The sequence below is a fragment of the Maribacter sp. genome (genome assembly GCF_039974175.1).
Lineage (GTDB): Bacteria > Bacteroidota > Bacteroidia > Flavobacteriales > Flavobacteriaceae > Maribacter_C.
In genome coordinates this window covers 606,671-632,111 of record NZ_JBDWJN010000013.1, presented here as the reverse complement: position 1 = coordinate 632,111, position 25,441 = coordinate 606,671, and the positions used below count along the sequence as shown (strand labels likewise).

21 protein-coding genes are annotated in these 25,441 nt (G+C 38.4%); 14 read left to right on the top strand and 7 right to left on the bottom strand.

The features are described 5' to 3' along the window. Window positions 1-6 precede the first annotated feature (6 nt). Window positions 7-2,217, bottom strand: coding sequence for a DNA helicase RecQ (recQ, locus tag ABJN95_RS20130; protein ID WP_348373153.1), 2,211 nt, complete (start codon window positions 2,215-2,217; stop codon window positions 7-9). A gap of 196 nt (window positions 2,218-2,413) precedes the next feature. Between recQ and ABJN95_RS20125 the strand changes: the two genes are divergently transcribed. From ABJN95_RS20125 to lptB, 3 genes are all read left to right on the top strand, one after another. Further along, window positions 2,414-3,379, top strand: coding sequence for a KpsF/GutQ family sugar-phosphate isomerase (locus ABJN95_RS20125; RefSeq protein WP_348373152.1), 966 nt, complete (start codon window positions 2,414-2,416; stop codon window positions 3,377-3,379). A 2-nt stretch (window positions 3,380-3,381) separates the two neighbouring features. Continuing rightward, window positions 3,382-4,236 (top strand): twin-arginine translocase subunit TatC, encoded by an 855-nt coding sequence (gene tatC / locus ABJN95_RS20120; RefSeq protein WP_348373151.1) that lies wholly within the window; start codon window positions 3,382-3,384, stop codon window positions 4,234-4,236. Between the two features lie 135 nt (window positions 4,237-4,371). Continuing rightward, window positions 4,372-5,112 (top strand): LPS export ABC transporter ATP-binding protein, encoded by a 741-nt coding sequence (lptB, locus tag ABJN95_RS20115; protein ID WP_348373149.1) that lies wholly within the window; start codon window positions 4,372-4,374, stop codon window positions 5,110-5,112. Window positions 5,113-5,116: 4 nt separating this feature from the next. On the opposite strand, the gene ABJN95_RS20110 is transcribed toward lptB, so the two are convergent. The 6 genes from ABJN95_RS20110 to ABJN95_RS20085 all read right to left on the bottom strand — a co-directional run bounded on the left by ABJN95_RS20110 (window position 5,117) and on the right by ABJN95_RS20085 (window position 10,633). Then, complete coding sequence (locus tag ABJN95_RS20110; protein WP_348373147.1) at window positions 5,117-7,531, bottom strand: hypothetical protein; 2,415 nt, start codon at window positions 7,529-7,531, stop codon at window positions 5,117-5,119. A 179-nt stretch (window positions 7,532-7,710) separates the two neighbouring features. Then, window positions 7,711-8,370, bottom strand: a complete 660-nt coding sequence (locus tag ABJN95_RS20105; protein ID WP_348373146.1) for a hypothetical protein — start codon at window positions 8,368-8,370, stop codon at window positions 7,711-7,713. 9 nt (window positions 8,371-8,379) lie between these two features. Beyond that, a complete protein-coding gene (locus tag ABJN95_RS20100; protein WP_348373144.1) occupies window positions 8,380-9,057 on the bottom strand; it encodes a HupE/UreJ family protein in 678 nt (225 codons plus the stop codon). Window positions 9,058-9,070: 13 nt separating this feature from the next. Beyond that, window positions 9,071-9,313 (bottom strand): hypothetical protein, encoded by a 243-nt coding sequence (locus ABJN95_RS20095; RefSeq protein ID WP_348373143.1) that lies wholly within the window; start codon window positions 9,311-9,313, stop codon window positions 9,071-9,073. A 40-nt stretch (window positions 9,314-9,353) separates the two neighbouring features. Next, a complete protein-coding gene (locus ABJN95_RS20090; protein ID WP_348373141.1) occupies window positions 9,354-9,884 on the bottom strand; it encodes a DinB family protein in 531 nt (176 codons plus the stop codon). Further along, window positions 9,881-10,633 carry a CDP-alcohol phosphatidyltransferase family protein gene (locus ABJN95_RS20085; protein ID WP_348373139.1) on the bottom strand — a complete coding sequence of 251 codons (753 nt, stop codon included), beginning with the start codon at window positions 10,631-10,633 and terminating at the stop codon, window positions 9,881-9,883. The genes ABJN95_RS20090 and ABJN95_RS20085 overlap by 4 nt, the downstream gene beginning before the upstream one ends. A gap of 97 nt (window positions 10,634-10,730) precedes the next feature. On the opposite strand from ABJN95_RS20085, the gene ABJN95_RS20080 reads away from it, so the two are divergent. From ABJN95_RS20080 to ABJN95_RS20030, 11 genes are all read left to right on the top strand, one after another. Then, window positions 10,731-11,921, top strand: coding sequence for a DUF4105 domain-containing protein (locus tag ABJN95_RS20080; RefSeq protein ID WP_348373138.1), 1,191 nt, complete (start codon window positions 10,731-10,733; stop codon window positions 11,919-11,921). Window positions 11,922-11,943: 22 nt separating this feature from the next. Beyond that, window positions 11,944-13,833, top strand: coding sequence for an ABC-F family ATP-binding cassette domain-containing protein (locus ABJN95_RS20075; RefSeq protein ID WP_348373136.1), 1,890 nt, complete (start codon window positions 11,944-11,946; stop codon window positions 13,831-13,833). Then, a complete protein-coding gene (locus tag ABJN95_RS20070; RefSeq protein ID WP_348373134.1) occupies window positions 13,830-14,327 on the top strand; it encodes a hypothetical protein in 498 nt (165 codons plus the stop codon). The genes ABJN95_RS20075 and ABJN95_RS20070 overlap by 4 nt, the downstream gene beginning before the upstream one ends. Before the next feature lie 30 nt (window positions 14,328-14,357). Further along, window positions 14,358-14,504 carry a hypothetical protein gene (locus ABJN95_RS20065; RefSeq protein ID WP_348373132.1) on the top strand — a complete coding sequence of 49 codons (147 nt, stop codon included), beginning with the start codon at window positions 14,358-14,360 and terminating at the stop codon, window positions 14,502-14,504. Window positions 14,505-14,594: 90 nt separating this feature from the next. Continuing rightward, window positions 14,595-15,170: a cob(I)yrinic acid a,c-diamide adenosyltransferase gene (locus tag ABJN95_RS20060; RefSeq protein WP_348373131.1), complete on the top strand. Its 576-nt coding sequence runs from the start codon at window positions 14,595-14,597 to the stop codon at window positions 15,168-15,170. A 124-nt stretch (window positions 15,171-15,294) separates the two neighbouring features. Then, window positions 15,295-15,519 (top strand): DUF2795 domain-containing protein, encoded by a 225-nt coding sequence (locus ABJN95_RS20055; protein ID WP_013994285.1) that lies wholly within the window; start codon window positions 15,295-15,297, stop codon window positions 15,517-15,519. Between the two features lie 207 nt (window positions 15,520-15,726). Beyond that, window positions 15,727-19,089, top strand: a complete 3,363-nt coding sequence (secA, locus tag ABJN95_RS20050) for a preprotein translocase subunit SecA (RefSeq protein ID WP_348373129.1) — start codon at window positions 15,727-15,729, stop codon at window positions 19,087-19,089. 239 nt (window positions 19,090-19,328) lie between these two features. Further along, the gene (locus ABJN95_RS20045) at window positions 19,329-20,555 is read left to right on the top strand and encodes a sensor histidine kinase (protein ID WP_348373127.1); all 1,227 of its coding nucleotides are present in this window, start codon (window positions 19,329-19,331) and stop codon (window positions 20,553-20,555) included. 227 nt (window positions 20,556-20,782) lie between these two features. After that, window positions 20,783-22,006, top strand: coding sequence for a histidine kinase dimerization/phosphoacceptor domain -containing protein (locus ABJN95_RS20040; protein WP_348373125.1), 1,224 nt, complete (start codon window positions 20,783-20,785; stop codon window positions 22,004-22,006). Between the two features lie 74 nt (window positions 22,007-22,080). Further along, window positions 22,081-24,615 carry a M14 family metallopeptidase gene (locus ABJN95_RS20035; RefSeq protein WP_348373124.1) on the top strand — a complete coding sequence of 845 codons (2,535 nt, stop codon included), beginning with the start codon at window positions 22,081-22,083 and terminating at the stop codon, window positions 24,613-24,615. Between the two features lie 4 nt (window positions 24,616-24,619). Then, the gene (locus ABJN95_RS20030) at window positions 24,620-25,327 is read left to right on the top strand and encodes a class I SAM-dependent methyltransferase (RefSeq protein ID WP_348373122.1); all 708 of its coding nucleotides are present in this window, start codon (window positions 24,620-24,622) and stop codon (window positions 25,325-25,327) included. Window positions 25,328-25,441: the final 114 nt, after the last annotated feature.

Below are 25,441 nucleotides of genomic sequence, written 5' to 3'. Positions count from 1 at the left end.
CAAGTTTTAGTTCGCCACTTCGCTGAAAAATTTTAAACGATACAATCGCAGTTCTTCATCTTCATAGTCACCATCGAATTCCTCCATGGCCGTTTCTAGCTTGTCTGTTTCCGCTTCCAAAAAATACTCGTGTATTTCTTCTTGTTGGTCTTCATCAAGAATCTCGTCAATCCAATAACCAAGATTTAATTTGGTTCCGCTAAAAACAATCTGTTCCATTGCTTTAATGAGTTCGGGAATTTCAAGTCCCTTAGCGGAAGCAATATCATTCAAAGGTAATTTCCGATCCACGTTCTGAATGATATATAGTTTTAATGCTGAGTTAGCCCCGGTGCTCTTCACTACCAAGTCATCTGGACGCAGAATATCATACTCTTCCACATAATTTTTGACCAACTCCACAAAAGGTTTACCAAATTTCTTTGCTTTACCCTCTCCTACTCCATGAATATTGAGCAATTCTTCCATGGAAATAGGGTATTTTAAAGCCATGTCTTCTAGCGAAGGATCTTGGAATACGACATAGGGCGGAACTTCCATTTTGTTCGCCTCAGCCTTTCGGAGCGCTTTCAATTGCTTTAGCAACCTTTCATCTGTTACCCCACCTTTAGAAGCACTAACAATAGCATCTGTAGATTCTTTCGAATATACATGGTCTGTAGTCATCATAAAAGAGGTAGGTTTTTTTAAATAATTCTCTCCCATTTTTGTCACCCGCAGAATTCCGTATTGCTCAATTTCTTTTTTCAACAGCCCCGCCACCAAAGCTTGGCGTATCAAGGCCATCCAATACCCCTTGTCCATGTCTGAACCAATACCAAAGAAGGGTTTTTCATTTGTTTTGTGGGAGGCAATTAGCGCATTCGTCTTTCCGCGAAGTGCATGCACTATTTCCTTAGACTTGAATTTTTCAACAGTTCCTTGAACCACTTGGAGTATTTTAACGACATTCTCTTTTGCCTCTTGCTTTTCTTTTGGGTTTCTGGTGTTGTCATCCATATCAGCACCTTCCCCGTTCACCTCGTCAAACTCTTCCCCAAAATAATGCAACATAAATTTTCGACGTGACATCGAAGTCTCCGCATAAGCTACCACCTCCTGTAAAAGCGCATTACCAATTTCCTGCTCGGCAACCGGTTTACCCGACATAAACTTCTCGAGCTTCTCGATGTCTTTATAAGAATAGAACGCCAAACAGTGACCTTCACCACCATCTCTTCCGGCGCGACCGGTTTCTTGGTAATAACTTTCTATACTCTTTGGAATATCATGATGAATTACAAAACGTACATCGGGTTTGTCGATTCCCATTCCAAATGCTATGGTAGCAACAACCACGTCAACATCCTCCATCAAGAACATATCTTGATACTTTGAGCGCGTTTTGGCATCAAACCCGGCATGATAAGGCACGGCACTTACACCATTAACCTGTAATACTTGCGCTAGTTCTTGTACACGCTTCCTACTCAAACAATAAATGATTCCAGATTTTCCTGAATTCTGTTTTACGAAACGAATAATATCACTGTCAACATTTTCGGTCTTCGTGCGCACTTCATAAAACAAATTTGGGCGGTTAAATGATGCTTTGAACACCTTTGCATCTGTTATACCCAAATTCTTAATAATGTCCTCCTGTACCTTCGGCGTCGCCGTAGCAGTTAATCCGATTATGGGAATATTATCTCCCAAGCGATTCGCTATTGATTTCAAGTTGCGGTATTCTGGTCTAAAGTCATGACCCCATTCTGAGATGCAATGTGCCTCGTCGATAGCCATAAAAGATATCGTCTGTTCTTGCAAAAAGTCTACATATTCGGTCTTTGTTAAAGATTCAGGAGCAACATAAAGCAGTTTGGTAATTCCGCTTGAAATATCCTCCTTAACTTGCTTTATCTCGGTTTTGTTCAAACTTGAATTCAAAACATGTGCAATACCGTGTTCCGACGAAATACCGCGAATGGCATCTACTTGATTCTTCATTAAAGCGATAAGTGGAGAAACAATAATAGCAGTACCTTCTTGCATTAAAGCAGGCAATTGATAACATAGTGATTTGCCACCACCGGTAGGCATAATTACGAAGGTATTGTTACCTTGAACTATATGCTTAACTACTTGTTCTTGAAGACCTTTGAATTCGGAGAATCCGAAATATTTTTTTAACGAAGCATGTAAATCGAGTTCACTCAAAACTAAACCCTGGTTTTTCATTCAATACTAATTATTACTGACTAATAGCAACACGCAGTTTCTGTAAGATACGGATTTCTAAGCTTTTAAATAGCTAAAAAGTAGAATTAACTTTGTTTTAATTCAAAAGATTTGGATATACTTAACTTTACGTAAATTTGTAGTCTTAAATATAATACTTTCTTTACACAAAGCAACTTATAATTCAATTTATACCTTGAGCGATACCAAAGCTATACTTGATCTAGCGAAGAAAACCATACTAACCGAAAGCGCAGCAATTCACAATTTAGGTTCTTTTTTGAATGAAGAATTTGCCCACGCTATTTCTTGTATAATTTCATCAAAAGGTAGGGTCGTAATTTCGGGAATTGGAAAAAGCGCTATCATAGCTTCAAAAATTGTTGCTACCCTAAATTCCACTGGTACACCTTCAATTTTCATGCATGCAGCAGATGCCATTCACGGTGATTTAGGTACAATTCAAGAAAATGATGTTGTCATATGTATTTCGAAAAGCGGAAACACCCCAGAAATAAAAATGTTAGTTCCGCTTATCAAAAGAGGCCAAAACAAATTGATAGCAATAACAGGTAATATAGATTCTTTCCTTGCCCAACAGGCCGATTTTACCTTGAATACTTTTGTTGAAAAAGAGGCTTGTCCAAACAATTTGGCCCCAACTACAAGTACAACCGCTCAATTGGTTATGGGTGATGCCTTGGCCATATGTCTTTTAGAGTTAAAAGGCTTCAGCAGCAACGATTTCGCAAAATATCACCCCGGTGGCGCTTTAGGAAAACGTCTATACCTTAGGGTAGAAGACATTGTAGCGAACAATCAAAAACCAGAAGTAAGCCCAGATTCGGATATTAAGAACGTAATTGTTGAGATTTCTGAAAAGATGTTGGGCGTTACGGCGGTAGTTGAAAATGAGGAAATTGTAGGTGTTGTAACTGACGGTGATATTCGACGCATGTTAAATAAATATGACCACATCAATGGTTTAACAGCGAAAGATGTGATGAGTCTTCATCCAAAAACCATAGAAACCGAAGTACTTGCTATAAAGGCACTTGAATTGATGCAGAAAAAAGGTATCTCACAATTGTTGGCTGTACAGGGTAAAAAATATATGGGTATTGTACATTTGCACAACCTAATCAACGAAGGCATTCTTTAACAATGGCAAAAGCAACTACCACGCCCCCTGATGAAATGTCGTTTTTAGACCATCTCGAAGAACTAAGATGGCATCTGATACGTTCTACTCTGGCCATTGTTATTATTGGATCAGTTGCCTTTTTGATGCGCGAGTTTATTTTTGATACCATATTATTCGGGCCAAAAAAAATGGACTTCCCCACCTACCAATTCTTTTGCAAGGTGGCTACCTTACTGGGTATCGATTCTGGTTTTTGTGCTGACAAACTTCCCTTCACTATTCAAAGTCGTTTGATGGCCGGTCAGTTTTCAGCCCATATATGGACCTCTATCTGGGCTGGTTTCATTGTAGGTTTCCCCTATGTGATATACGAAATGTGGAAATTTATCAGTCCGGGCTTGCATGCCAATGAGCGTAAGTACTCCAAAGGATTCATTTTTTCCGCCTCCTTGTTATTTTTCAGCGGGGCATTATTTGGCTACTATGTTGTTGCCCCATTATCAATCAATTTTTTAGGTACCTATCAAGTGAGTGCAGAGGTCACGAATGAATTTGATCTTGCCTCCTACGTTTCTACAGTAAGGACATCTGTAATAGCATGTGGCCTCATTTTTGAACTACCTATAATTGTCTATTTTCTAACCAAAGTTGGATTGGTAACGCCTGAAATACTAAGAAAATATCGTAAGATTTCGTTAGTTGTAGTTTTGATTTTGGCTGCAGTAATTACACCACCTGATATCGCCAGCCAAGTGGTGGTTGCACTTCCTATACTGGTATTATACCAAATTAGTATTTATATTTCCAAAAGAGTATTGAAAAGTCAAGCTAAAAAAGAAGCAAAGCTAGCCGCTGATCGTGCCAAAAAAAGTTAAAAAATAAGGCATTCTTCCACCAACCGGAAGTATATGTTTTAGATTTGGATTGAAATAAAGTTTAGAAGCTTATAAGTTCAAAAATTTATCAGATGAACTGCTTCGTAAATCGTAAACCGTAGTTCGTACCTCAAAATGAAGCTTAGAGCAGAGAACATCATGAAGGCCTATAGAGGTCGAAAAGTGGTAAAAGGAATTTCTTTGGAGGTAAATCAAGGAGAAATTGTCGGGCTCCTAGGCCCTAACGGTGCAGGAAAAACCACCTCCTTCTATATGATAGTTGGGCTTATAAAACCAAACGGAGGGAAAATATTTTTGGATGATATGGAAATCACCAAATTTCCCATGTATAAAAGAGCTCAAAACGGCATAGGTTATTTGGCTCAGGAAGCTTCGGTTTTTAGAAAGCTAAGTATCGAGAAGAATATTATGAGTGTGCTTCAATTGACCAAGCTCAGTAAGAAAGAGCAAGAAATGAAAATGGAGTCATTGATTGACGAATTCAGTCTGGGTCATATTCGTAAGAATCGTGGTGATCTGCTATCTGGTGGTGAGCGAAGGCGTACCGAAATTGCCCGTGCCCTCGCTACCGATCCTAAATTTATTTTACTTGATGAACCTTTTGCTGGCGTTGATCCTGTGGCTGTGGAAGACATTCAACGTATAGTTGCCCAATTGAAAGAAAAAAACATCGGCATTCTAATTACCGATCACAATGTTCAAGAAACCTTGGCCATTACCGAGCGTTCGTATTTGATGTTCGAAGGTGGTATTCTAAAATCAGGAATTCCTGAAGATTTGGCTGCAGATGAAATGGTACGCAAAGTATATTTGGGGCAAAACTTCGAACTCAGAAAGAAGAAGCTAGATTTTTAACTGGCTATTGATTGAGTGATACTTTCAGTACTTTTTTAGATGAGAACAAGGTTCCATCCGTGTGCATACCCTCTATATACAATATCATCTCCTGAAGACCAGCATTGTAAATTTTAAATTCACCCTTCCCATTAGCATCTAAGGCAAGGTTTGGTTCCCAATGAATTGTTCCAAAATTTTGAAACGAATCATCGACAAAACTCCTATACTTTGGCGTATAATATTTCTTTAAAGTTGTAAAACCGCCGCTCAGCTTATGCGTGAAGAATTTAGTTTTTCGGTCTGGTTTTTGGCTGCCTGATGCTCCCATCTCGCCCTCCTTTCTAGTATACACTCGAATAACTCCACCAGCCCCGCCAGGTTCACCATTACCCGATCTATCGATAAAATAACTTTCAATTTTGGTGCTTTTAAAATCTAAGAGAATATTAAAATCAGAATAGCGTACATCGTCAATATACAGAATAGGTGAAGGTTGGGTTAAAGAAAAGACAAGTGGTCTCTTGGTTGTGATTCGTATACGGTCGTATCCCGTATTTGGCATTTCCCAAACGTTAAAACCATTCGAACGAATTAAATCAATTAGATTCGGGAATAAGCGTTCTGTTTGCAAGGTCATTTTTTTTATTTTCCGTTCTGGAATGACAGGGGTGGTGATCTTTTTTTTTCTTCTATCTTCACTTACAATGACCTCTTCTAATGCTATGGTATTATCAGGTAAAACAAAATCGTTGACTGCTACCGAATTGAACTTTGGGGCTATCAAATTATCAAAACCTTTTGGATATAACTCGTATATTTTATCTTCAATGGCTCCTGTATCAGTTCTCAAATACAAATTCGGTCGTTCTAAATCTCCCCGTCTGTTTAGAATGGTGAGCCTTAACTCTTCTCCATCCTCAAAATAATAGTTGTTAAGACTAAAAAGCTGTAACCCCTGATCGGTGGAAACTATTTGAGGATTGGTGTTTTTACCAGAATACAAAAGCAGTTGACTCTTCTTCGGAAGCGCCGAATTTATTTGACCTAGGACATCTATTCCTGTTCGAAAATCGTACCTTTTTTCAAGGGGGTCTCCATAAATGTTTTCCCAATCGTACTTCGACCAGCCTTGTGTAAGCAGCAAAAGATCAAACTCGCTTTCTTTGACCTTTGAACGCTCTTCAAAGTAGTATCTCAAATTTTCAACAAACCCTTTGAGATAAGGTTTTACCAGAAAAGAGCTCTCAATATTGAAATCATTTTGATAAGCCTTAGTTTCTTTCGGTAACACCGATATGCTTAATGATGATACCTCAGCTTCTTTAAAAGAAGATAAAACAATGGACAATGAGTCTTTTCCCGCGCTTTTGACAGCAGCTTTGATAACTTCATCTTGAACTCTGTCAAAATTAAAAAACAGACGTTCGGCTATTGGATCTCCTTTATAATCAACCAACGTAATAACATTCATTCCTTTGTGGAATTCTTTCTTTTCAAGTATATGCGACACGTAGTGATCTTCTTTCGCAAACGTCACCTCTACATTTTTTAACAGACCGTCACGATGAATTAAAATAGAGTGTGGTTTACTCCCTATTTGCTTTTTAGTTTGCGCATTAGTACCCACCAAAATCATAATACGATTATCCGCTATATTTTTTACTGAAAGCGCTAATCCTAATTCCGCTGCCTTTGGAAGGGCAATTCTTTTGGTCGAACCATTACCGGTTTGCACACTAGCCCAAAAGGTATCTCCCTTTGCAGGAACCATGGTAACCTTTGCCAGACCGAACTGATTGGTAACAAATGAGCTTACCTTCTCCCCTTTTTGATTTCGAATTACTCCCGAAAGAAAAGCAACAGACTTCCCTTTTTCGTCTATAGCTTTTATTCCCAATACCCCTTGCACATCTGTAACCCAATGTCCGCCTTCCGGTAAAAATTGAATATCGTAGCGCGCATCACTAGATGCCTTACCTGAAACAACGGCCTCACCCAAAACTGTGAATTGCTGAGTGAACGCATCATCTTCTTTAAAATTGCGCATCCAACTCGTGTATGCCTTTAAATAATACCGCCCTTTTTTGAGCGTAGAATCTATTTTTATCTGACCTTGAGAATAACCATCCTTACTGATAAAAAGGTGTTGCTTGATTTGGTTTCCATCGTCGTCATAAATGCCAACGTACAGGTTAACTGGCTCATCAAAAGGAAGGGCTTTTAATCGATTATACAAATAGCCCTTAAACCAAAGGTGCTCCCCTTGTACAAAGGCATTTTTGTTTAAATGCAGAAAAAGCGAAGCTCTGGGTAATCCGAAGTATTTTTCAAAAGCCGGTTTGATCTTGTCATTTACACTTCTATTCTGTGCATGTATGGAACAGGCGAATACAAGAAAAAATAACACAAAAAACACATGTCTACGAGACCTACTCATAACTACCAATTATTTTTCAAAGCCATATAAAGATACTATTTATAGTTTTTGAAATATAATTCTGATGTCATATCGAAGAAGATCAAAAAGTGTTTCGTCAAGAAGCCAACAATCAGACGTTGTATCTTTAAAAACTTTGTGTAGCCAAATCAAAAGTACCCATATTAGGAAAAAATGGCCTATTTTGTCTGACTATACGCTTCCAAGAGCTCATATTGACCTTGTAAATGTAGGGTAACGATAACATCTCTATCGTTTTTGTTTCTAAAATACCATCCGTGTTTTCCTTCGAACGGAGCTGTGAACGTGCCCGCCATATTATTAGAAAACGCCAAGGTATAACTTTCGTAAAAAATCTCTTCGGGCGGATTTTCCTGATATACCTCTCCATGAAAATCAATATAAACGATATCATTATTGCTGGTGTTCCAGTCGTATTTAATGCTACCCAACTTTAACGCTCTGAACTTATACTCGATACCTTTTCCTGCAGCCACTAAAACGCTAATACTATCACTGCGCGAGGCAAGTTGCTCATTTGGAGGAGGATTGCCAGCTTCAATCGGTTTAGGCACACCTTCGGGAGACCCTAATTTCTTCAGTTTAAGTATTTCAACATCGGATTGTAGGGTTATCAAATTATTTTCAGTGGCTTCTTTCGGAGTATCTTCAATGTATAATCTACTGAAACCGAAGAGTTTTCCTGTACCCAGCAGATCAATACCGTATTCTGCTGGTAAAACAGCGGTAACTAAAACAATAGTGCCAATCACAAAAGCCCAAATAACTGATTTAAGCAATTGTTTTTTATTCATTACGGGTTGATTTGACTGATCCATGTGCTACGTTTATGAAGTAAAATATCCTGCCAATTGAAATCCTAATAAGAGAAATCCGGCAGCCATTAATGCGATATTGGTGATATTAGAAAATTTAATGTAACTACTGTACCTTCTCCAAACACCTAGTACTAAAAGCACTAAGCCCAGAGCCAAAAATTGCCCAATTTCAACACCGAGATTAAAACCCAATAAGTTGACAAAAAGACCTTCTTTGTCAAATTCGAACTCTTGCAATTTCGTTGCCAGACCAAAACCATGAAACAATCCAAAAATCAATACTGCAATTTTGGTGTTTGGCTGCTCTCCGAAAAAACGTTTGAATCCTCCTAAATTATCAAAGCCCTTGTATACAATAGACAAGGCTATTACAGCGTCGATTAAATAGGCGTTCACATTGATGTCTGCCATAACCCCTAGCAAAAGTGTTAGACTATGGCCAATGGTGAAAAAACTAACGTACAATAAAATTTCTCGAGTGCGATACAAGAAGAAAATCACCCCTACCAAAAAAAGCAAGTGATCATATCCGGTAAGCATATGTTTAGCCCCGATATAGAGAAAGGGGCCAAAGGCGATTCCCTTATTGCCTAACAAAAAAGACTGTGTTTCATCATCAACTCCATGGGCATAGGCCGTCAACGAAACCAAACATAGGAGTACAAAAACAATAGTTTTCCTCAGCATTGCAAGGCTATTTCTAATGAACGTGACCGTGTTCTTTCACCTGTCTAAGGCTATCAACTTTTTTCAAGCTATCTGCCACTCTCTTTTTAGCCGCTTTAATCTTTGCTTCATTCGCAGCTGCTTCTTCTTCTATCTGAACGGCTGCTTCTTCAACCGCTGAAGTATCGATTTCCATATTCTTGGTCTTTTTCTCACCGCATGCGCTTAGGGTGACCAAACCCATAACCACTATAGCAATCAATTTTTTAAGGTTCATACTACTCTGATTTTAAATTATTATATCCTTTTCTATATTTTCAATTGCGTTTAGGTAGCCCGAAATCAAATCCTCCGTGGATCAGTCGCTTGATTGAAGCAATCTGACCGCAATGCCACATGGTATGTTTAATGTTCCAAGAAACAGCATCTAACTTTGTTGTAGCAACGGGGTGTTTTTGTTTTATAGGTTGTTCTACCTCGGCTTCTAAATCTTTCAAAGTCAAGGTAGAAATATTTTGAATGACCTTGTGCTGCATATAGTGCAATTGTCTTCTGAGTACCTCGGGGTCACTTTGCCCTATATGATCTTTTGGGTTACTGTCATACCCGTATTTATGATTAAGGTCGCGCAAATCAATCTTTTGCATAATTTCCTCATCAAATCCTGAAACGACTATAATCGAATGGTAGTTTTCGCTAATCACCAAATGCCCTACCTGCCAGCTAATGTTAGATATCAAATTGTCAGGCGTATCTTCCCATTGTTCCAAAGGAACTGAGTCAATTAATTTATTTGTCCAAGAATGTGCATCTTGGGTTTGTTTGATTAATAGATCGGTGATATTCATTTTGTAGAAACCTTGCTAATTAGAGAACTCAAAATATAAAATGCAATGATAACAGGAACAGCCAAAAATTTCATGGTGACCAGCAACACCAGACTAACAATAATAAAAATGTAACGAAGGGCATTATCTTGAAAATTCCAGTTGTCGAATTTTAAGGCAAATAGTTCGATTTTGGAGTTTAGAAGAAAAGCACTCAGTAGGGTCACCCCTATTAAAAACCATTGGTTCAAAATTATTCCATTTAAAAAGTCATTGTGTTGATATAACAATATCAAGGGTAGCGACAGTATCAATAAGGCATTTGCCGGTGTAGGCAAACCAATGAAGGAAGCAACTTGATTCTCATCAATATTGAACTTGGCCAAACGATATGCAGAGGCCATGGTGATCAAAAAACCTACAAAAGGTAAAGGAGCTACTTTTAACCCCACCCAAAAGGTAGCATCGGCTGCTTCTGAAGATAAATCTACGTTCCATCCACCAGACATCGACATGGCTAACAGTTGAAACATAACAATACCCGGAACTAAACCGCTCGTGATTACATCTGCCAAAGAATCTAATTGCAGCCCTAACTCGCTTTTTACATCTAAGACTCGAGCAGCTAGACCATCAAGGAAGTCAAAAATTATTCCCAGAAAAACGAAAACCGCGGCGAGTTCCAATTGGTTCAAAACCGCAAATACTGTTGCTACACATCCACAAAAGACATTCAATAGCGTAATGAGGTTGGGAAGATGTCTTTTCATTCTAGGTCGTTTCAGTAAAAATAATACAATTTTCTAGGTTTCGGTTTAGTCCGTTATTTATTGTGATATTTGCATTTGAGTAATTTTACCGTAAAAAATGCAGTTAAAAAAAATAGCAATACTTCTTTTACTAAGCTTTTCCGCCCTTGGCTTTTCACAAGAAATGCTGCTTTCGCCCTTATCTAAGATTAGCCTGCTTACCGTTGGAACTGGAGATGAGTTGTATTCAAGTTTTGGACACAGTGCATTTCGAATTCAAGACCCCAGCATAGGGATTGACCGTATATACGATTACGGCGGATTTGATTTCGATCCGCCAGCATTCTATTTGAAATTTGCTCGTGGGAAGCTGAATTATAGAATGTCGGGCTATAAGACCGATGGCTTTCTTGAGGCATATAGACGAGAAAACAGGTGGGTAAAAGAGCAAACTTTGAACCTATCGCAGGCTGAAAGAAACAAGATTTTCGCTTTTCTTCAAAACAACTATCGCGTCGAAAACCGCTACTATTTGTATGATTTTCTCTTTGACAATTGCGCTACGAAAATTCCAGAGGTTTTAAAGGAAGGTTTGGGAGATAAATTAAAATTTAATTACCCACATATTCAAAACCCTTTTACATTTCGGCAATTGATTCACCAAAATCTAGATGAAAATGCTTGGGCAACTTTTGGAATTGATCTAGCTCTAGGCGCTATCATAGACCGAAAAGCAACCCCATGGGAGCATCAATTTTTGCCCCTATATGTAGATAAACAAATGACGAATACGACCATAAACGGGGAAGCTTTTGTAACCAAAGAAGAACTGTTGGTTACCGCAAAACCGTTGGAAAGTGGAAGCCCACTGCTGCTTACACCTTTGTTTTGGATGATTCTTCTGATGCTTGTGGTGGTTGTCATCACTTATTTTGATCATAAGAATAACAGGCGAAACAAGGGATTGGATTTTGTGTTGTTCTTTAGTACAGGCGCAGTTGGTTTACTCCTATTTTTTCTATGGTTTATGACTGATCACGTATTTACCAAAGCCAATTTTAATCTATTATGGGCCTTTCCCTTTAATTTGGTTCTTGCCTTTATCTTGCTTAAATCTAAAGTTGCCCCAGTATGGGTTAAAAAATACTTATGGATTCTTTTGATAGGAATGGCAATTACTGGGATTTTGTGGCTATTTAAAATTCAGATTTTTTCGCCATTAATCATATTCCTTCTAGTAGCCTTGGGCATTCGTTATCTATTTTTGATCCATAGCCTTGGCATATCGGAAAGACCTCAAAACACATAGCGCTGAACTTTTAAATGAACTAATGAACCTACTCACTGTAGAAAACATATCTAAATCTTTTGGCGAATTGGTGCTCTTTGAAAACCTTTCTTTTGGTGTCAATAAAGAGCAAAAGATAGCTTTTATCGCAAAAAACGGTACAGGAAAAACATCGATTTTAAAAATGCTTTCTGGGAGTGATTCTCCAGATTCGGGGCAAATCAGTTACCGCAAAGGAATTCGTGTTTCTTTTTTAGAGCAAGAGCCTGATCTGAATCCTGATTTGACCATTGAGGAGACAATTTTCGCTTCAGACAATGAAGTACTCAAAGTAATCGCGGCTTATGAAAAAGCGCTGGAGAATTCGGATGATCAAGATGCATATCAAGCAGCATTTGAGGCTATGGAACATCATCAGGCATGGGACTTTGAAACCCAATACAAGCAAATACTCTTCAAGTTAAAATTAGAAGACCTTCATGTGAACGTTGGCTTGCTCTCTGGAGGGCAAAAGAAACGTTTGGCATTGGCGAATGCACTTATCAACAAACCCGAACTCTTGATTTTAGATGAGCCGACCAACCATCTCGACCTAGAGATGATCGAATGGTTAGAACAGTATTTTGCCAAAGAGAATATGACCTTGTTCATGGTGACCCATGATCGTTATTTTTTAGAACGTGTATGCAACGAGATCATAGAATTAGATAATGGTAAGTTGTATCCGTACAAAGGCAATTATTCGTATTACTTGGAAAAGAAAGAAGCGCGAATCGAGCAAGAAGCTGTTGCCCATCATAAAACCAAGTTGCTTTTTAAAAAGGAATTAGTTTGGATGCGAAAGCAGCCTAAAGCGCGAACCACGAAATCAAAATCGCGGATCGACGATTTCAATAAAATAAAGGAAAAGGCTAGTCAACGACGCAAGGAGCATGAAGTTCAGCTAGAAATCAATATGGAACGTATGGGAAGCAAAATTCTCGAACTTCACAAGATTTCCAAAGCCTATTCTGAAAAAGCAATTTTAGACAAGTTCGAATATAACTTTGTCAAAGGAGAACGTATTGGTATTATTGGTAAAAACGGAACGGGTAAGTCTACCTTTTTGAATATCATAACCGGAAATGATCAACCAGACTCAGGAAAGGTAGTTAAAGGTGATACTATTAAATTCGGGTATTACACCCAAAAGGGAATACCTATTAATGAAGGTCAAAAGGTAATTGATGTCATTCGCGAATTCGGAGACTACATTCCCTTAGCCAAAGGACGGCAAATTTCGGCCCAGCAACTGCTAGAACGTTTTCTTTTTGATAGAAAAAAACAGTATGATTTTGTAGAAAAATTGAGTGGTGGAGAGCGCAAGCGACTATACTTGTGTACGGTACTGATACAGAATCCCAACTTTTTGATTTTAGATGAGCCCACCAATGACCTTGATATTGTGACCCTGAATGTCTTGGAAAGCTTTCTTTTAGATTTTCCAGGATGCTTAATAGTGGTCTCCCACGACCGTTATTTCATGGATAAAATTGTAGACCATCTTTTTGTGTTCAGAGGTGATGCTGTGGTAGAAGATTTCCCGGGAAACTACTCTGATTTTAGAGCCTATGAAGATAGTTCGACTCTAGAAATGAGAGCGGTAAAGGAAAAAGCTAAGGAAAAAACCAAAGAAACCAATACAAGCAAGAGTACCTGGAAAACAGATAGTAAGAGTAAAAAACTATCCTATTTGGAACAAAAAGAATACAAACAACTGGAAAAGGAAATCCAGAAATTAGAGTTTAAAAAAGGAGAAATAGAACAACAATTCGTTACAGGAGATTTGTCGGTAGATGATATTACCGAGCTTTCAAAAAACTTGAAAGAAATCAATGATGGAATAGAAACAAAGACCGAAAGATGGTTTGAGCTTTCGGCGATGATGGAATGATGTATTACTTCCTCCAATATCTCAAACATCTACTGTCGGCCACCAATCAACATGGCATTCACTCTCCTTTTGTATATGACTATTTGACCAAGTGCTTGTATGCAAAAACGAAATTCAAAACTTCAAAGTGTGACAAGGTTGTTCTAAAAAGCATCCCCTATTTTGCCATTAAAAATATCAAGATTGACGCTGAAGATTCTAGAATTGATAATAAAATCCAACATGAATTTAAACTTAAACCCTCCCATAAAACTCCCTTTGATTTAATTTATTTAGATCATCCTACAGCACATATTTTGAGTTGCTACAATGGCCTTGTTCACAATGATAGTATGATTTTTATTAAAAATATCCATCGCAATAAGAACGCTACCAATATTTGGAAAACTTTGAAAGCAAGTGAGATCATAACCGTCTCCATAGATATGTTTTATTGCGGTGCACTTTTCTTTCGAAAAGAACAAGTAAAGGAACATTTTAAGGTTCGGATTTAATCCTGTAACTTTAGTATAAGCAATTTGGTCATGAGTAATAATACGATGTATATTATTTTGGGGGGCGTTTTTATGCTTTACCTCATTATTTCATTAACTACCAGAAATAAATCAAAAGCGCGCAAGTCAAGAAAGTTTATGGAAGATTATAAAAGAGATGATAAAAAAAAGGAATAACAGATACGTAGGTATCAAACCGATAAACTTTTAAACTTTCGCCTTACTATTTTTGACCTTCTAGTTAATTCTTGAACTTGAATCTTTCAAATGAAAATATATACTAAAACAGGCGATAAAGGTACAACCGCCTTATTCGGAGGCACTCGTGTCGCCAAGCACCATATGCGCATAGAAAGTTATGGTACTATAGACGAACTTAATTCTTGGTTGGGTTTAATTCGTGACCAAGTAATTGACGCGCACTCTAAAAAAACTTTGGCCCTAGTTCAAGATAAACTTTTTACCGTCGGGGCGATTTTGGCCACAGACCCAAAAAAAGCGGTCTTAAAAAACGGAAAAGAACGCCTAAATATTCCCAAAATTGATGCGAGCGATATCGAACTGCTGGAGAAAGAAATGGATATTATAGATGCCAAGTTGCCTCAAATGACCCATTTCATACTGCCTGGTGGGCATACTACGGTGTCATACTGTCACATTGCGCGTACGGTTTGCCGTCGTGCGGAAAGGATGGCTTCGCTACTTAATGAACACGAGCCCTTTGATGCCCAGGTGTTGATGTACCTCAATAGACTTTCCGACTACCTCTTTTTATTGGCACGAAAATTGTCTTCAGACTTACAAGTAGAAGAAATCAAGTGGATTCCTGAGAAAAAAGGCTAATAAAATTGATATTTCTTCGTTATCAGAGTATTCACGGCAGAAATTTTTAATAAAAATCGCTAAAAAACTTGGCTATTTGCTTTTAAAAATTATTTTTGCAAAAATTTAAAATCAAACTATTACCATGTATTGGACATTAGAATTAGCATCGTATTTAAGTGATGCGCCATGGCCAGCCACCAAAGACGAATTAATCGATTACTCGATTCGTACAGGAGCGCCCTTAGAGGTTGTTGAAAACTTACAGTCTATGGAGGAAGAAGGTGGAGAAATATATGAATCTATCGAAGAGATTTGGCCTGATTATCCCACTGAAGAAGATTACCTCTGGAATGAGGATGAATATTAATAACATTTCGAGTGAATTCGAAGTTAAAAAGCCTCATTTGGGGCTTTTTTTTATGGACTTTCCTAAGGTTTCGGTAATTTTGTCAGATTACTGATTATTTTTCCATCAAATTGGAAACTGGAATACCTTTTGCTCAACCAAAAGCATTTGAAGATAAACGATACCATACCGCAGCTCAAATGCGGTTCATCCATATAAAATACATTTATGAGTTTTTTAAATTCGGTTCTAAAAGCATTTGTAGGTGATAAGTCTCAGAAAGACGTCAAGCAACTGCAACCAATGGTCGATAAGATCAGATCTTTTGAAGCACAACTTGAGGGGTTAAGTCACGATGCACTTCGGGCAAAAACATTAGAATTCAAGGCAAAGATCAAAGAAGATCGTAAGGCTTTAGATGACCAAATTGAAGCTTTAAAAGAAGAGGTAAACGCATCTACCGATATTGATAAGAATGAAGACATCTACGCAGAAATCGATAAACTAAAGGAAGAGGCCTATAAAATATCGGAAGATACTTTAAACGAAATTTTACCGGAGGCATTTGCTGTAGTAAAAGAAACAGCAAAACGCTTTGCGAATAATACTACACTTTCTGTAACTGCATCTGAATATGACAGAGAGCTTTCAGGTAGTCATGACTATGTTACCCTTGAGGGAGATAATGCAATTTGGAAAAATTCATGGGATGCCGCTGGAAAAGAAGTGACCTGGGATATGATTCATTATGATGTGCAGCTCATAGGTGGTATCGCACTGCATCAAGGTAAAATTGCGGAGATGCAAACAGGGGAAGGTAAAACACTTGTTGCTACCCTTCCGCTCTACCTAAATGCCCTTACCGGAAATGGGGCACATTTGGTTACAGTCAATGATTACCTAGCCAAACGTGATAGCGCTTGGATGGCTCCGATTTTTCAGTTCCACGGACTTTCAGTGGATTGTATTGACCATCACAGACCGAATTCTGACGGAAGACGGGCAGCTTACAACGCAGATATCACTTATGGAACGAACAACGAATTCGGTTTTGACTATTTAAGAGATAATATGGCGCATACGCCAAAAGATCTAGTGCAGCGTCCGCACAACTATTCTATAGTAGATGAGGTCGATTCTGTTCTCGTGGATGATGCCCGTACACCTCTTATTATTTCGGGTCCGGTTCCTGAAGGTGATCGGCATGAATTTAATGAGTTGAAGCCAAAGGTTAGTGAAATCGTTCAAAAACAACGACAGCATTTGACAGGAGTTTTAGCGGAAGCGAAAAAATTAATCGCTGAAGGAGATTCCAAAGAAGGTGGATTTTTATTGCTCAGGGTACATAGAGGTTTGCCCAAAAACAAAGCTCTTATCAAGTTTTTAAGTGAAGAAGGTGTAAAACAGTTGTTACAGAAGACAGAGAACTTCTATATGCAAGATAACAACCGGGAAATGCCAAAGGTAGATGAAGACCTTTTATTTGTAATCGAAGAGAAGAACAATCAAATTGAGCTTACAGATAAAGGCATTGAATATATCTCTGGAGAACAAGATAAAGATTTCTTCGTGATGCCAGACATTGGCGGTGAGATTGCCTTGATAGAAAACCAAAATCTCGAAATTGAAAAGGAAGCCGAACTCAAAGAGGAACTATTCAAAGATTTTACCGTAAAGAGTGAGCGCATTCATACCATGAGCCAATTGTTAAAAGCCTACACCTTGTTTGAAAAGGATGTAGAGTATGTGGTCATGGATAATAAGGTAATGATAGTTGATGAACAAACCGGTCGTATTATGGACGGTCGTCGTTACTCAGACGGGTTACACCAAGCAATTGAAGCGAAAGAGAATGTAAAGATCGAAGCACTTACACAAACCTTCGCCACCGTTACCTTACAGAACTATTTTAGAATGTACAGTAAATTAGCTGGTATGACGGGTACTGCGATTACTGAGGCTGGTGAGTTCTGGGAAATTTATAAGTTGGATGTTATGGAAATTCCAACGAATCGCCCAATTGCCCGTGATGATAGAAACGATTTGATCTATAAGACCAAACGGGAAAAGTACAATGCGATTATTGATGAGGTGACCCAATTATCACAACAGGGAAGACCCGTTTTGATTGGTACAACTTCTGTAGAAATTTCAGAATTGCTTTCTCGAATGTTGAATATTCGAAAAGTTCCACACAATGTATTGAATGCTAAATTACATAAGAAAGAAGCAGACGTTGTAGCCGAGGCAGGAAATGCTGGGGTGGTTACTATCGCAACGAATATGGCAGGTCGTGGCACAGATATCAAGCTATCAGACGAAGTAAAAGCAGCTGGCGGATTGGCCATTGTAGGTACGGAACGCCATGATTCGCGTCGTGTTGACAGGCAATTACGAGGGCGTTCAGGACGTCAGGGTGATCCGGGAAGTTCGCAGTTCTATGTTTCCTTAGAAGATAATCTGATGCGCTTATTCGGTTCTGACCGAGTGGCCAAGATGATGGATAAAATGGGGCTTGAAGAAGGTGAAGTGATTCAGCATTCCATGATGACGAAGTCTATTGAGCGTGCCCAGAAAAAGGTAGAGGAAAATAATTTCGGAGTCCGTAAGCGTTTATTGGAATATGATGATGTAATGAACGCACAACGTGAAGTTGTATACAAAAGAAGACGACACGCCTTACAAGGAGAACGTCTTCAAGTAGACATTGCCAATATGGTATATGATACCTGTGAAGTAATTGCGGAACAGAACAAAGCCACGAATGATTACAAGAATTTCGAATTCGAGTTGATTAAGTATTTCTCAATGACCTCTCCTGTATCTGAAGAGGAATTTGATAAGCAGGGTGTTCAAGAGATTTCAGGAACATTATACAAAGCCGCTTACGACCATTATAAGGAAAAAATAGAGCGGAATGCTGCGACTGCCTTTCCAGTAATAAAGAATGTATATGAGGATAAAGGAAATAGCTTTGAGCGTATCGTTGTTCCCTTTACAGATGGTATTAAAACTCTGAATGTGGTTACCAATCTTCAGGAAGCCTATGACAGTAATGGTGCACAGTTGGTAACAGATTTCGAAAAAAATATTTCCTTGGCCATAATCGACGATTCATGGAAAACACATCTTAGAAAGATGGATGAATTGAAACAGTCTGTGCAACTGGCGGTTCACGAACAAAAAGACCCATTGTTGATTTATAAATTTGAAGCTTTTGAGCTTTTCAAAGGGATGATTGAAAAGGTTAACAAAGAAGTAGTCTCATTTTTATTTAAAGGAGAGTTGCCCAGTGGCAACCCCAACGAGATTCAGCAAGCAGATAATATCCGCAGACCTAAGGAAAACCTAAAGACCAGTAAAGAGGAAATTCCGAATAGTGATGAGCGGGCCGCCCAAAGCAGGGCGATTGGTCAAAATCAAGGTGGTAGACCTGCAGTTACTGAAACCATTGTACGCGAGCATAAAAAAATAGGAAGAAATGATCGTGTGACCATCAAAAATATAATGTCAGGCGAAAGCAAAGTCGTGAAGTATAAACAAGCAGAACCTTTGATCAACAAAGGCGAATGGGTATTGACTGAAGACTAGACCTGAGAAGAACAACGGCGTAAAGGGCGGCCTCATTTGAGCCGCCCTTTGTATTGTTTAAAATCATTAAAAAGGGCAGCATAGGCTAGGTTATACCGTTAATTAACATGTATACCACATAAATTGCTAGTTTCACCACATTTTCCAGCGCTATTACCCAATTAAAGGTAATTTTAGATTACGCGTCCCCCTTCTAGCCCTAATCACTTGGCGTTCACCTGCTTTCTAAAAGATTGGTAATGCAAAATTCGACTAAAAATCTGAGTAGACTTAGCGACAAGACCAAATTGTTACTAAAATTCAACTATACCTCATCGTTTATGAGTCTAGCATTCGGTATAGCCTGTTTGTATTTACTTCAAGCAAAAAACATTGTACCGTACGCATTTTTCACCTATGCTATTTTAAATTTTTTAAACATAGCTGCTTTTAAACGTCACCGCAGTTTAATTGTAATGGCTGTGGCAACCTCACTACTTTCGGTGATTAGCACCATCATAATAGTGCTATACAGTGGCGGAATCAACAGTCCTTTTCTTTTTGTATTGGCGCTTATTGTTCTTGGGGGATACGTTGTAACGCGTCTTTTTGGAAAAATCTATTTGTATACTATTTTAAGCATAGTCTGCATTATTTATACCTTAGGAAAGTTCGATAGCGCTTTCTTTTCTTTTACCAATGAAATTCCCCAACCGTCACGAGATATTTTTGCGCTGTTATGCGCTTTATTTTCTGTCTACCTACTGGGTGTCATTTTTGGAAAAAACTTACTAAAGACTCATCATCGTTTGTACAAGTCTAAAACAGAAATCGAGGCACAAATCCTCGAAAAAGAAATTCTGCTAAAAGAAATACACCATCGGGTAAAAAACAACCTCCAAACAGTTTCTAGTTTACTGAGTATGCAAGGTAGAAACACTACCAACGAGCAAATTAAAAAAATCATCAAGAGCAGTCAAAATCGCGTTATTTCAATGGCTATCATTCATGAAATGCTGTATACAAATGATAATCTTTCTAAAATTGAATTCAAACCCTATGTTCAAGAACTCACCGCCTTTCTTATTAAATCTGTGGTTGGTTCTAGTCCTAAAATAGATTTACATATTGACATTCCTGATATAAAGCTAGGTATTGATACGGCCATTCCTTTGGGTCTGTTGATAAACGAGGCCATAACCAATTCCTTGAAATACGGCTTTGAGGACAAAAATGAGGGTCTTATTGAAATCGGTCTTCAAAAAGAAGCAGAAGGTGAGAACAATTATATACTAACAATTAGTGATAATGGTATAGGGTTCTCTGAGGTAACTCATTCGAAAACAACAAAATCTCTAGGTCTTAAATTAATTCACAACTTAGCGAGACAACTTCAAGGATCTGTGTTAAAAGACGATTCAAAAATTGGCACGACTTACATTATCAAATTTAAAGATATACAACAAACCCTAAGTCCTGTAGCCTAGACTAGGGTTCGATCCTTAACATACGTATTCCTAACTTCTGTAGTGAGCATCTGAATCGAACTGAAGAAGTCTATAAATTTCGTCGTATAGCTCAGCTAAATTATAGTTCTTTAAATAAAAAGCTATAAATTGGAATATAATCCAAAACATATTTAGCTTTACAAAAAAATTGCTTTGCTAATTTTAGATTGCCTCAATTTCTAAAACCAACCATTAAACACGGGACCATGGAAAAGAATCGAAAACTTGAAGAACGGCTAAAGAATAAGGCACGGTTGGTTCTCAAAGTAAATTATTTCACCTCCGCTTTTTCGATTGTATTCGCTTGTGTTTGTCTTTTTCTTTTAGATATAACCGAAGTAATTCCCTTTGTGTTTTTAAGCTTTGGTATTCTAAATCTCATGAATACCATTCTGTACTATTATCATAAAAACCTAACCACTACCTATAATATTGTGTCTGTAATGACCCTAACCGGAGCTAGTGTAATAACCTTATATAGTGGGGGTATCAACAGTCCGTTTATTTTTGTGCTTGCAATAATTGTTATTGCGGGTTATGTCACGACCAAATCTTACGGTTCGCTCTATCTCAACTTATGCCTGTTGATCATTGTTCTTATCTACTCGCAAAGCATAGCTGACTTCAGCTTTGCAACAAATGTAGTTCCCGAAAAATCAAAAAACATCTTTGCGCTTCTTAGCGTGCTATTTTCGGTCTATTTGTTGGGTGGGGTATTTGGAAAAAATTTACTGAGTGCACACCACAATTTGTATAAAACCAAAGATGAATTGGAACGTAAAATCAATGAAAAAGAAACTTTACTTAAAGAGGTTCACCATAGGGTAAAAAACAATTTACAAACCGTGTCTAGCTTACTAAGCTTACAATCTCGAAATGTTTCGGACAAGGACACCAAAAGTCTTTTAAAAAGTAGTCAGAACAGGGTCATTTCTATGGCCATGGTTCATGAAATGTTATATATGCGTGAGGATATTTCAAAGATTGGATACAAATCTTACGTACAGGAGCTGGCAGAATATTTGGTACGTTCTATCAAAGGTACGAGTAGTAATATAACCTTGGACATAGATATTCCAGATGTGAAACTGAATATAGATACTGCTATTCCACTGGGCTTATTGATAAACGAAGCAGTAACCAATGCGTTGAAATATGGAATTGTTGATGACACTCAGGGGCATATTTTTATCAAATTACGCAAGGGTGAATATGATGAGTATTTATTGAATATTGGGGATACTGGAGTTGGTTATTCTGAAACCATCAATCATAAAACCACGCAATCGTTGGGACTTAAATTGATTCATAATTTGGCTCGGCAGTTACGGGGTTCCATTGTTCGTGATATCACTCGTAAAGGCACACATTACATTGTAAAGTTTAAGGAAATTAAACAGCAGATTCCGCCTATGGCACAACCTGCCTAAAACCCAAAAACAAAGGGTCCCGTATTTCTTAGTTTTATACCTATATTTAGTACGACTAATTTAAATTCGTTCTAATGCTATATAGATTACTCCTCTTGGTGCTTTGTTTTGGCACCACAGTACAAGCACAAGATTATTTTTACAAGAAATTCCATCCCTTTAATGAGGCAGTTCCATCGCCCCAAGAATTTTTAGGATACGGTATCGGAGAGCACCATACACGACACGATTTGATTGTGGCCTATTTAACGAAACTGGCAGAAACCTCTGATCGCGCATCTATATACCAATATGGGAAAACACATGAAGGTCGAAAATTAGTTATTCTTACGATTACGAGTCCTGAGAACTTGTCCAATTTAGATGATTTAAAACAACAACATCTTGCTTTTACAGACCCCTCCAAAAACGTTTCAAATTATGGGGATGTTCCTATTTTCATCAACCTCGCCTATAACGTACATGGTAATGAGCCATCTAGTTCTGAAGCTGCTTTGTTAAGTGCATATACCTTTGCTGCCTCGAATAGCCCTGAGATATTAAAGTATATGAACGATGCTGTGGTAATGATTGATCCGACCATTAACCCAGACGGGCGTGACCGGCATACCCAATGGGCAAATATGTATCAAGGCACCCCCAATGTGACAGATCCGCAAGATGCGGAACACAATGAATACTGGCCTGGGGGAAGAACCAATCATTACTGGTTCGATTTAAATCGCGATTGGCTGTTGGCCATAAACCCCGAAAGTAGAGGTAAACTCAAATGGTTTCATGAATGGCTACCCAATGTGGTAACCGATTTTCATGAAATGGGAACCCAAGCCAGCTACTTCTTTGAACCCATGAAGACCAACGCTTCCTTTGACCCTATCATGCCAAAAGAAAACTATGAAGACCTAAACAATATGTTCGGGGCTGAATTTGCAAAAGCTTTAGACAGTATCGGTTCTTTTTATTTTACCAAAGAGGTATTTGATGGTACCTACCCTGGTTATGGATCTTCATATCCTGACTTGCATGGGGCTTTGGCCTTATTGTTTGAACAAGCGAGTTCTCGCGGACATGAACAAAAAACCGCTTTTGGAAAAATCACCTTCCCTTTTACCATTCGCAATCAATATACCTCCAGTATCACAACGGTTAAAACGGCAGTAGCAAACAAGGCTTATATGTACAAGTATCAGCAGGATTTCTTTAAAAGTGCACTGACCAACGCTGCCAAGAAAAAAATACGCGGATATTCGTTCGGAGATGATTACGACCAAAACCGAACCAAGGCATTTATAGATAAACTTTTGGTACATGACATCGATGTGTTTACATCAGGAAATCGCTATGTAGTTCCTACCAGACAACCCCAATATCGAATGGTACAAACCATGTTCGAAACCTATTCAAAGTATCGCGATAGTGTATATTATGATGCCTCTGCATGGTCTGTGGCAAATTTCTACAATATGAAATACAGGGCTGTCACCAACCTTAACATGGAAGAGAAAATAGAAAGTACAGACGATCTTGTGACTGTAGTTGGAGTACAAAAATCTGATTATGCCTATGTCATTGATTGGGATGATTACAATGCACCTGCAGCCTTGAATTACCTGCAAAATAACGGATTGGTAGTTTCCTCTGCATTTAAACCTTTCACAGTAAAGGTAGGGGCCAATTCAAAATCGTTCAACTACGGGTCACTGGTACTTCCTGTTTCGCTTCAAAAGAAAAATGCACAAGTAGTGTATGATTTGGTACAAAAGGCGCAAAAGAAATATGAAGTGCCCACCTATGCCGTGAACTCTGGATACAGTTTAAAAGGAATTGACTTAGGCAGTCGCTATATACAGCCAGTTAAAAAGGTTAAAGCTGCCATGCTCATCGGAGATGGAACACGTTCATATGAGGCTGGTGAAGTTTGGCATTTGCTCGATACTCGAATGAATATGCCTATTAGTAAGATACCGTTGCGCAATTTCAACCGAACCAATTTTGACAAGTATACTACGTTGGTCATGGTTTCTGGTCGCTATAATTTAACCAAAAAGCAACAAGAAAAAATCAAGGCATGGGTACGTAAAGGAAATACTTTGATTACTATTGGAACGGCTACCAAATGGGTAATAGATAAAAAATGGGTCAAGGAAAAACTAACGAATGTAGAAAGAGATTCTCTGAAAAAAGATTCGACCATAGTAGTCGGTAGAAAGCCCTATGTCGATGCTGGTGAAAATTTAGGCAAGGAAAGTGTTGGCGGAGTAATCCTCAAAGCAGATTTAGACATCACACATCCATTGGCTTTTGGCTACCATGACCGTTCTATTCCGGTTTATAAGAATAATACGGTTTGGTTAGCACCGAGTAAAAACGAGTATGCAACGGTAGCAAAGTATGCCAAAAACCCTCATATTGACGGCTTCATTACCAAAAAGAATATGGAGGAGTACCTAAAACCCTCGGCATCGCTAGTGGTTAGTAAATTAGGAAGTGGTAGGGTAGTTTTGTTCGCAGACAATCCCAATTTTAGAGGCAGTTGGTACGGCACCAACCGTCTTTTCTTAAACGCTTTGTTTTTGGGAGATAAAATCAATATTCCAGCGAGAGATTAAATGCATGAAAGAAAAAATTAGAGCTACTTATGAAGATTTAGCGGAAAGCTATGATGCACTTATCGAACATAAACCGCACAATGCGTACTACGATCGGCCGAACACATTAAAGTTGATTGGTGAGGTAAGCGGAATGACAATTTTAGATGCCGCCTGTGGACCTGGAAAATATGCAGAGATCTTTTTAAAAGAAGGGGCATCTGTTACGGGGTTCGATATCAGCCCCCGAATGGTGCAATTGGCCAAAGAAAGAAACAAGTACACGGGTAAATTCTTTGTGCATGATTTGACAGAACCAATGGCAACACTCAAAAATGAATCTTTCGACATCGTGGTTTGCGCCTTGGCCCTGCACTATTTAGAGGATTGGAAACCAGCTATGAAAGAGTTTTGCAGAGTACTGAAACCAAAGGGAGCTTTAGTAGTCTCCATTGAACATCCTTTTTTCGAGTATTTATACTTCAAGTCTAAAAAGTACTTTGAAGTCGAAGCCGTAAAGGCTACTTGGAGCGGATTCGGAAAACGAATCAAGATGCATAGCTACCGAAGACCTTTGATGGAATGTATACAACCAATCACCAACAATGGTTTCTATATTGACCAGCTTATCGAGCCTAAACCGGTAGCGGAATTTGAAAAATACGACCGAAGACATTTTAAAGAACTCAATAAGTTTCCCAGTTTTCTGCATATAAAAGCTATTAAAAGGTGAAAAGTAGGAAAATAGGAGCTCCTCTATTCATTCGCGGGAAGATGAGTACACCAGTTGGGAAGCCGGAGGGTTTGAAAACCCCTGCCACTATCAAATAAAAGATGCAAACGACTA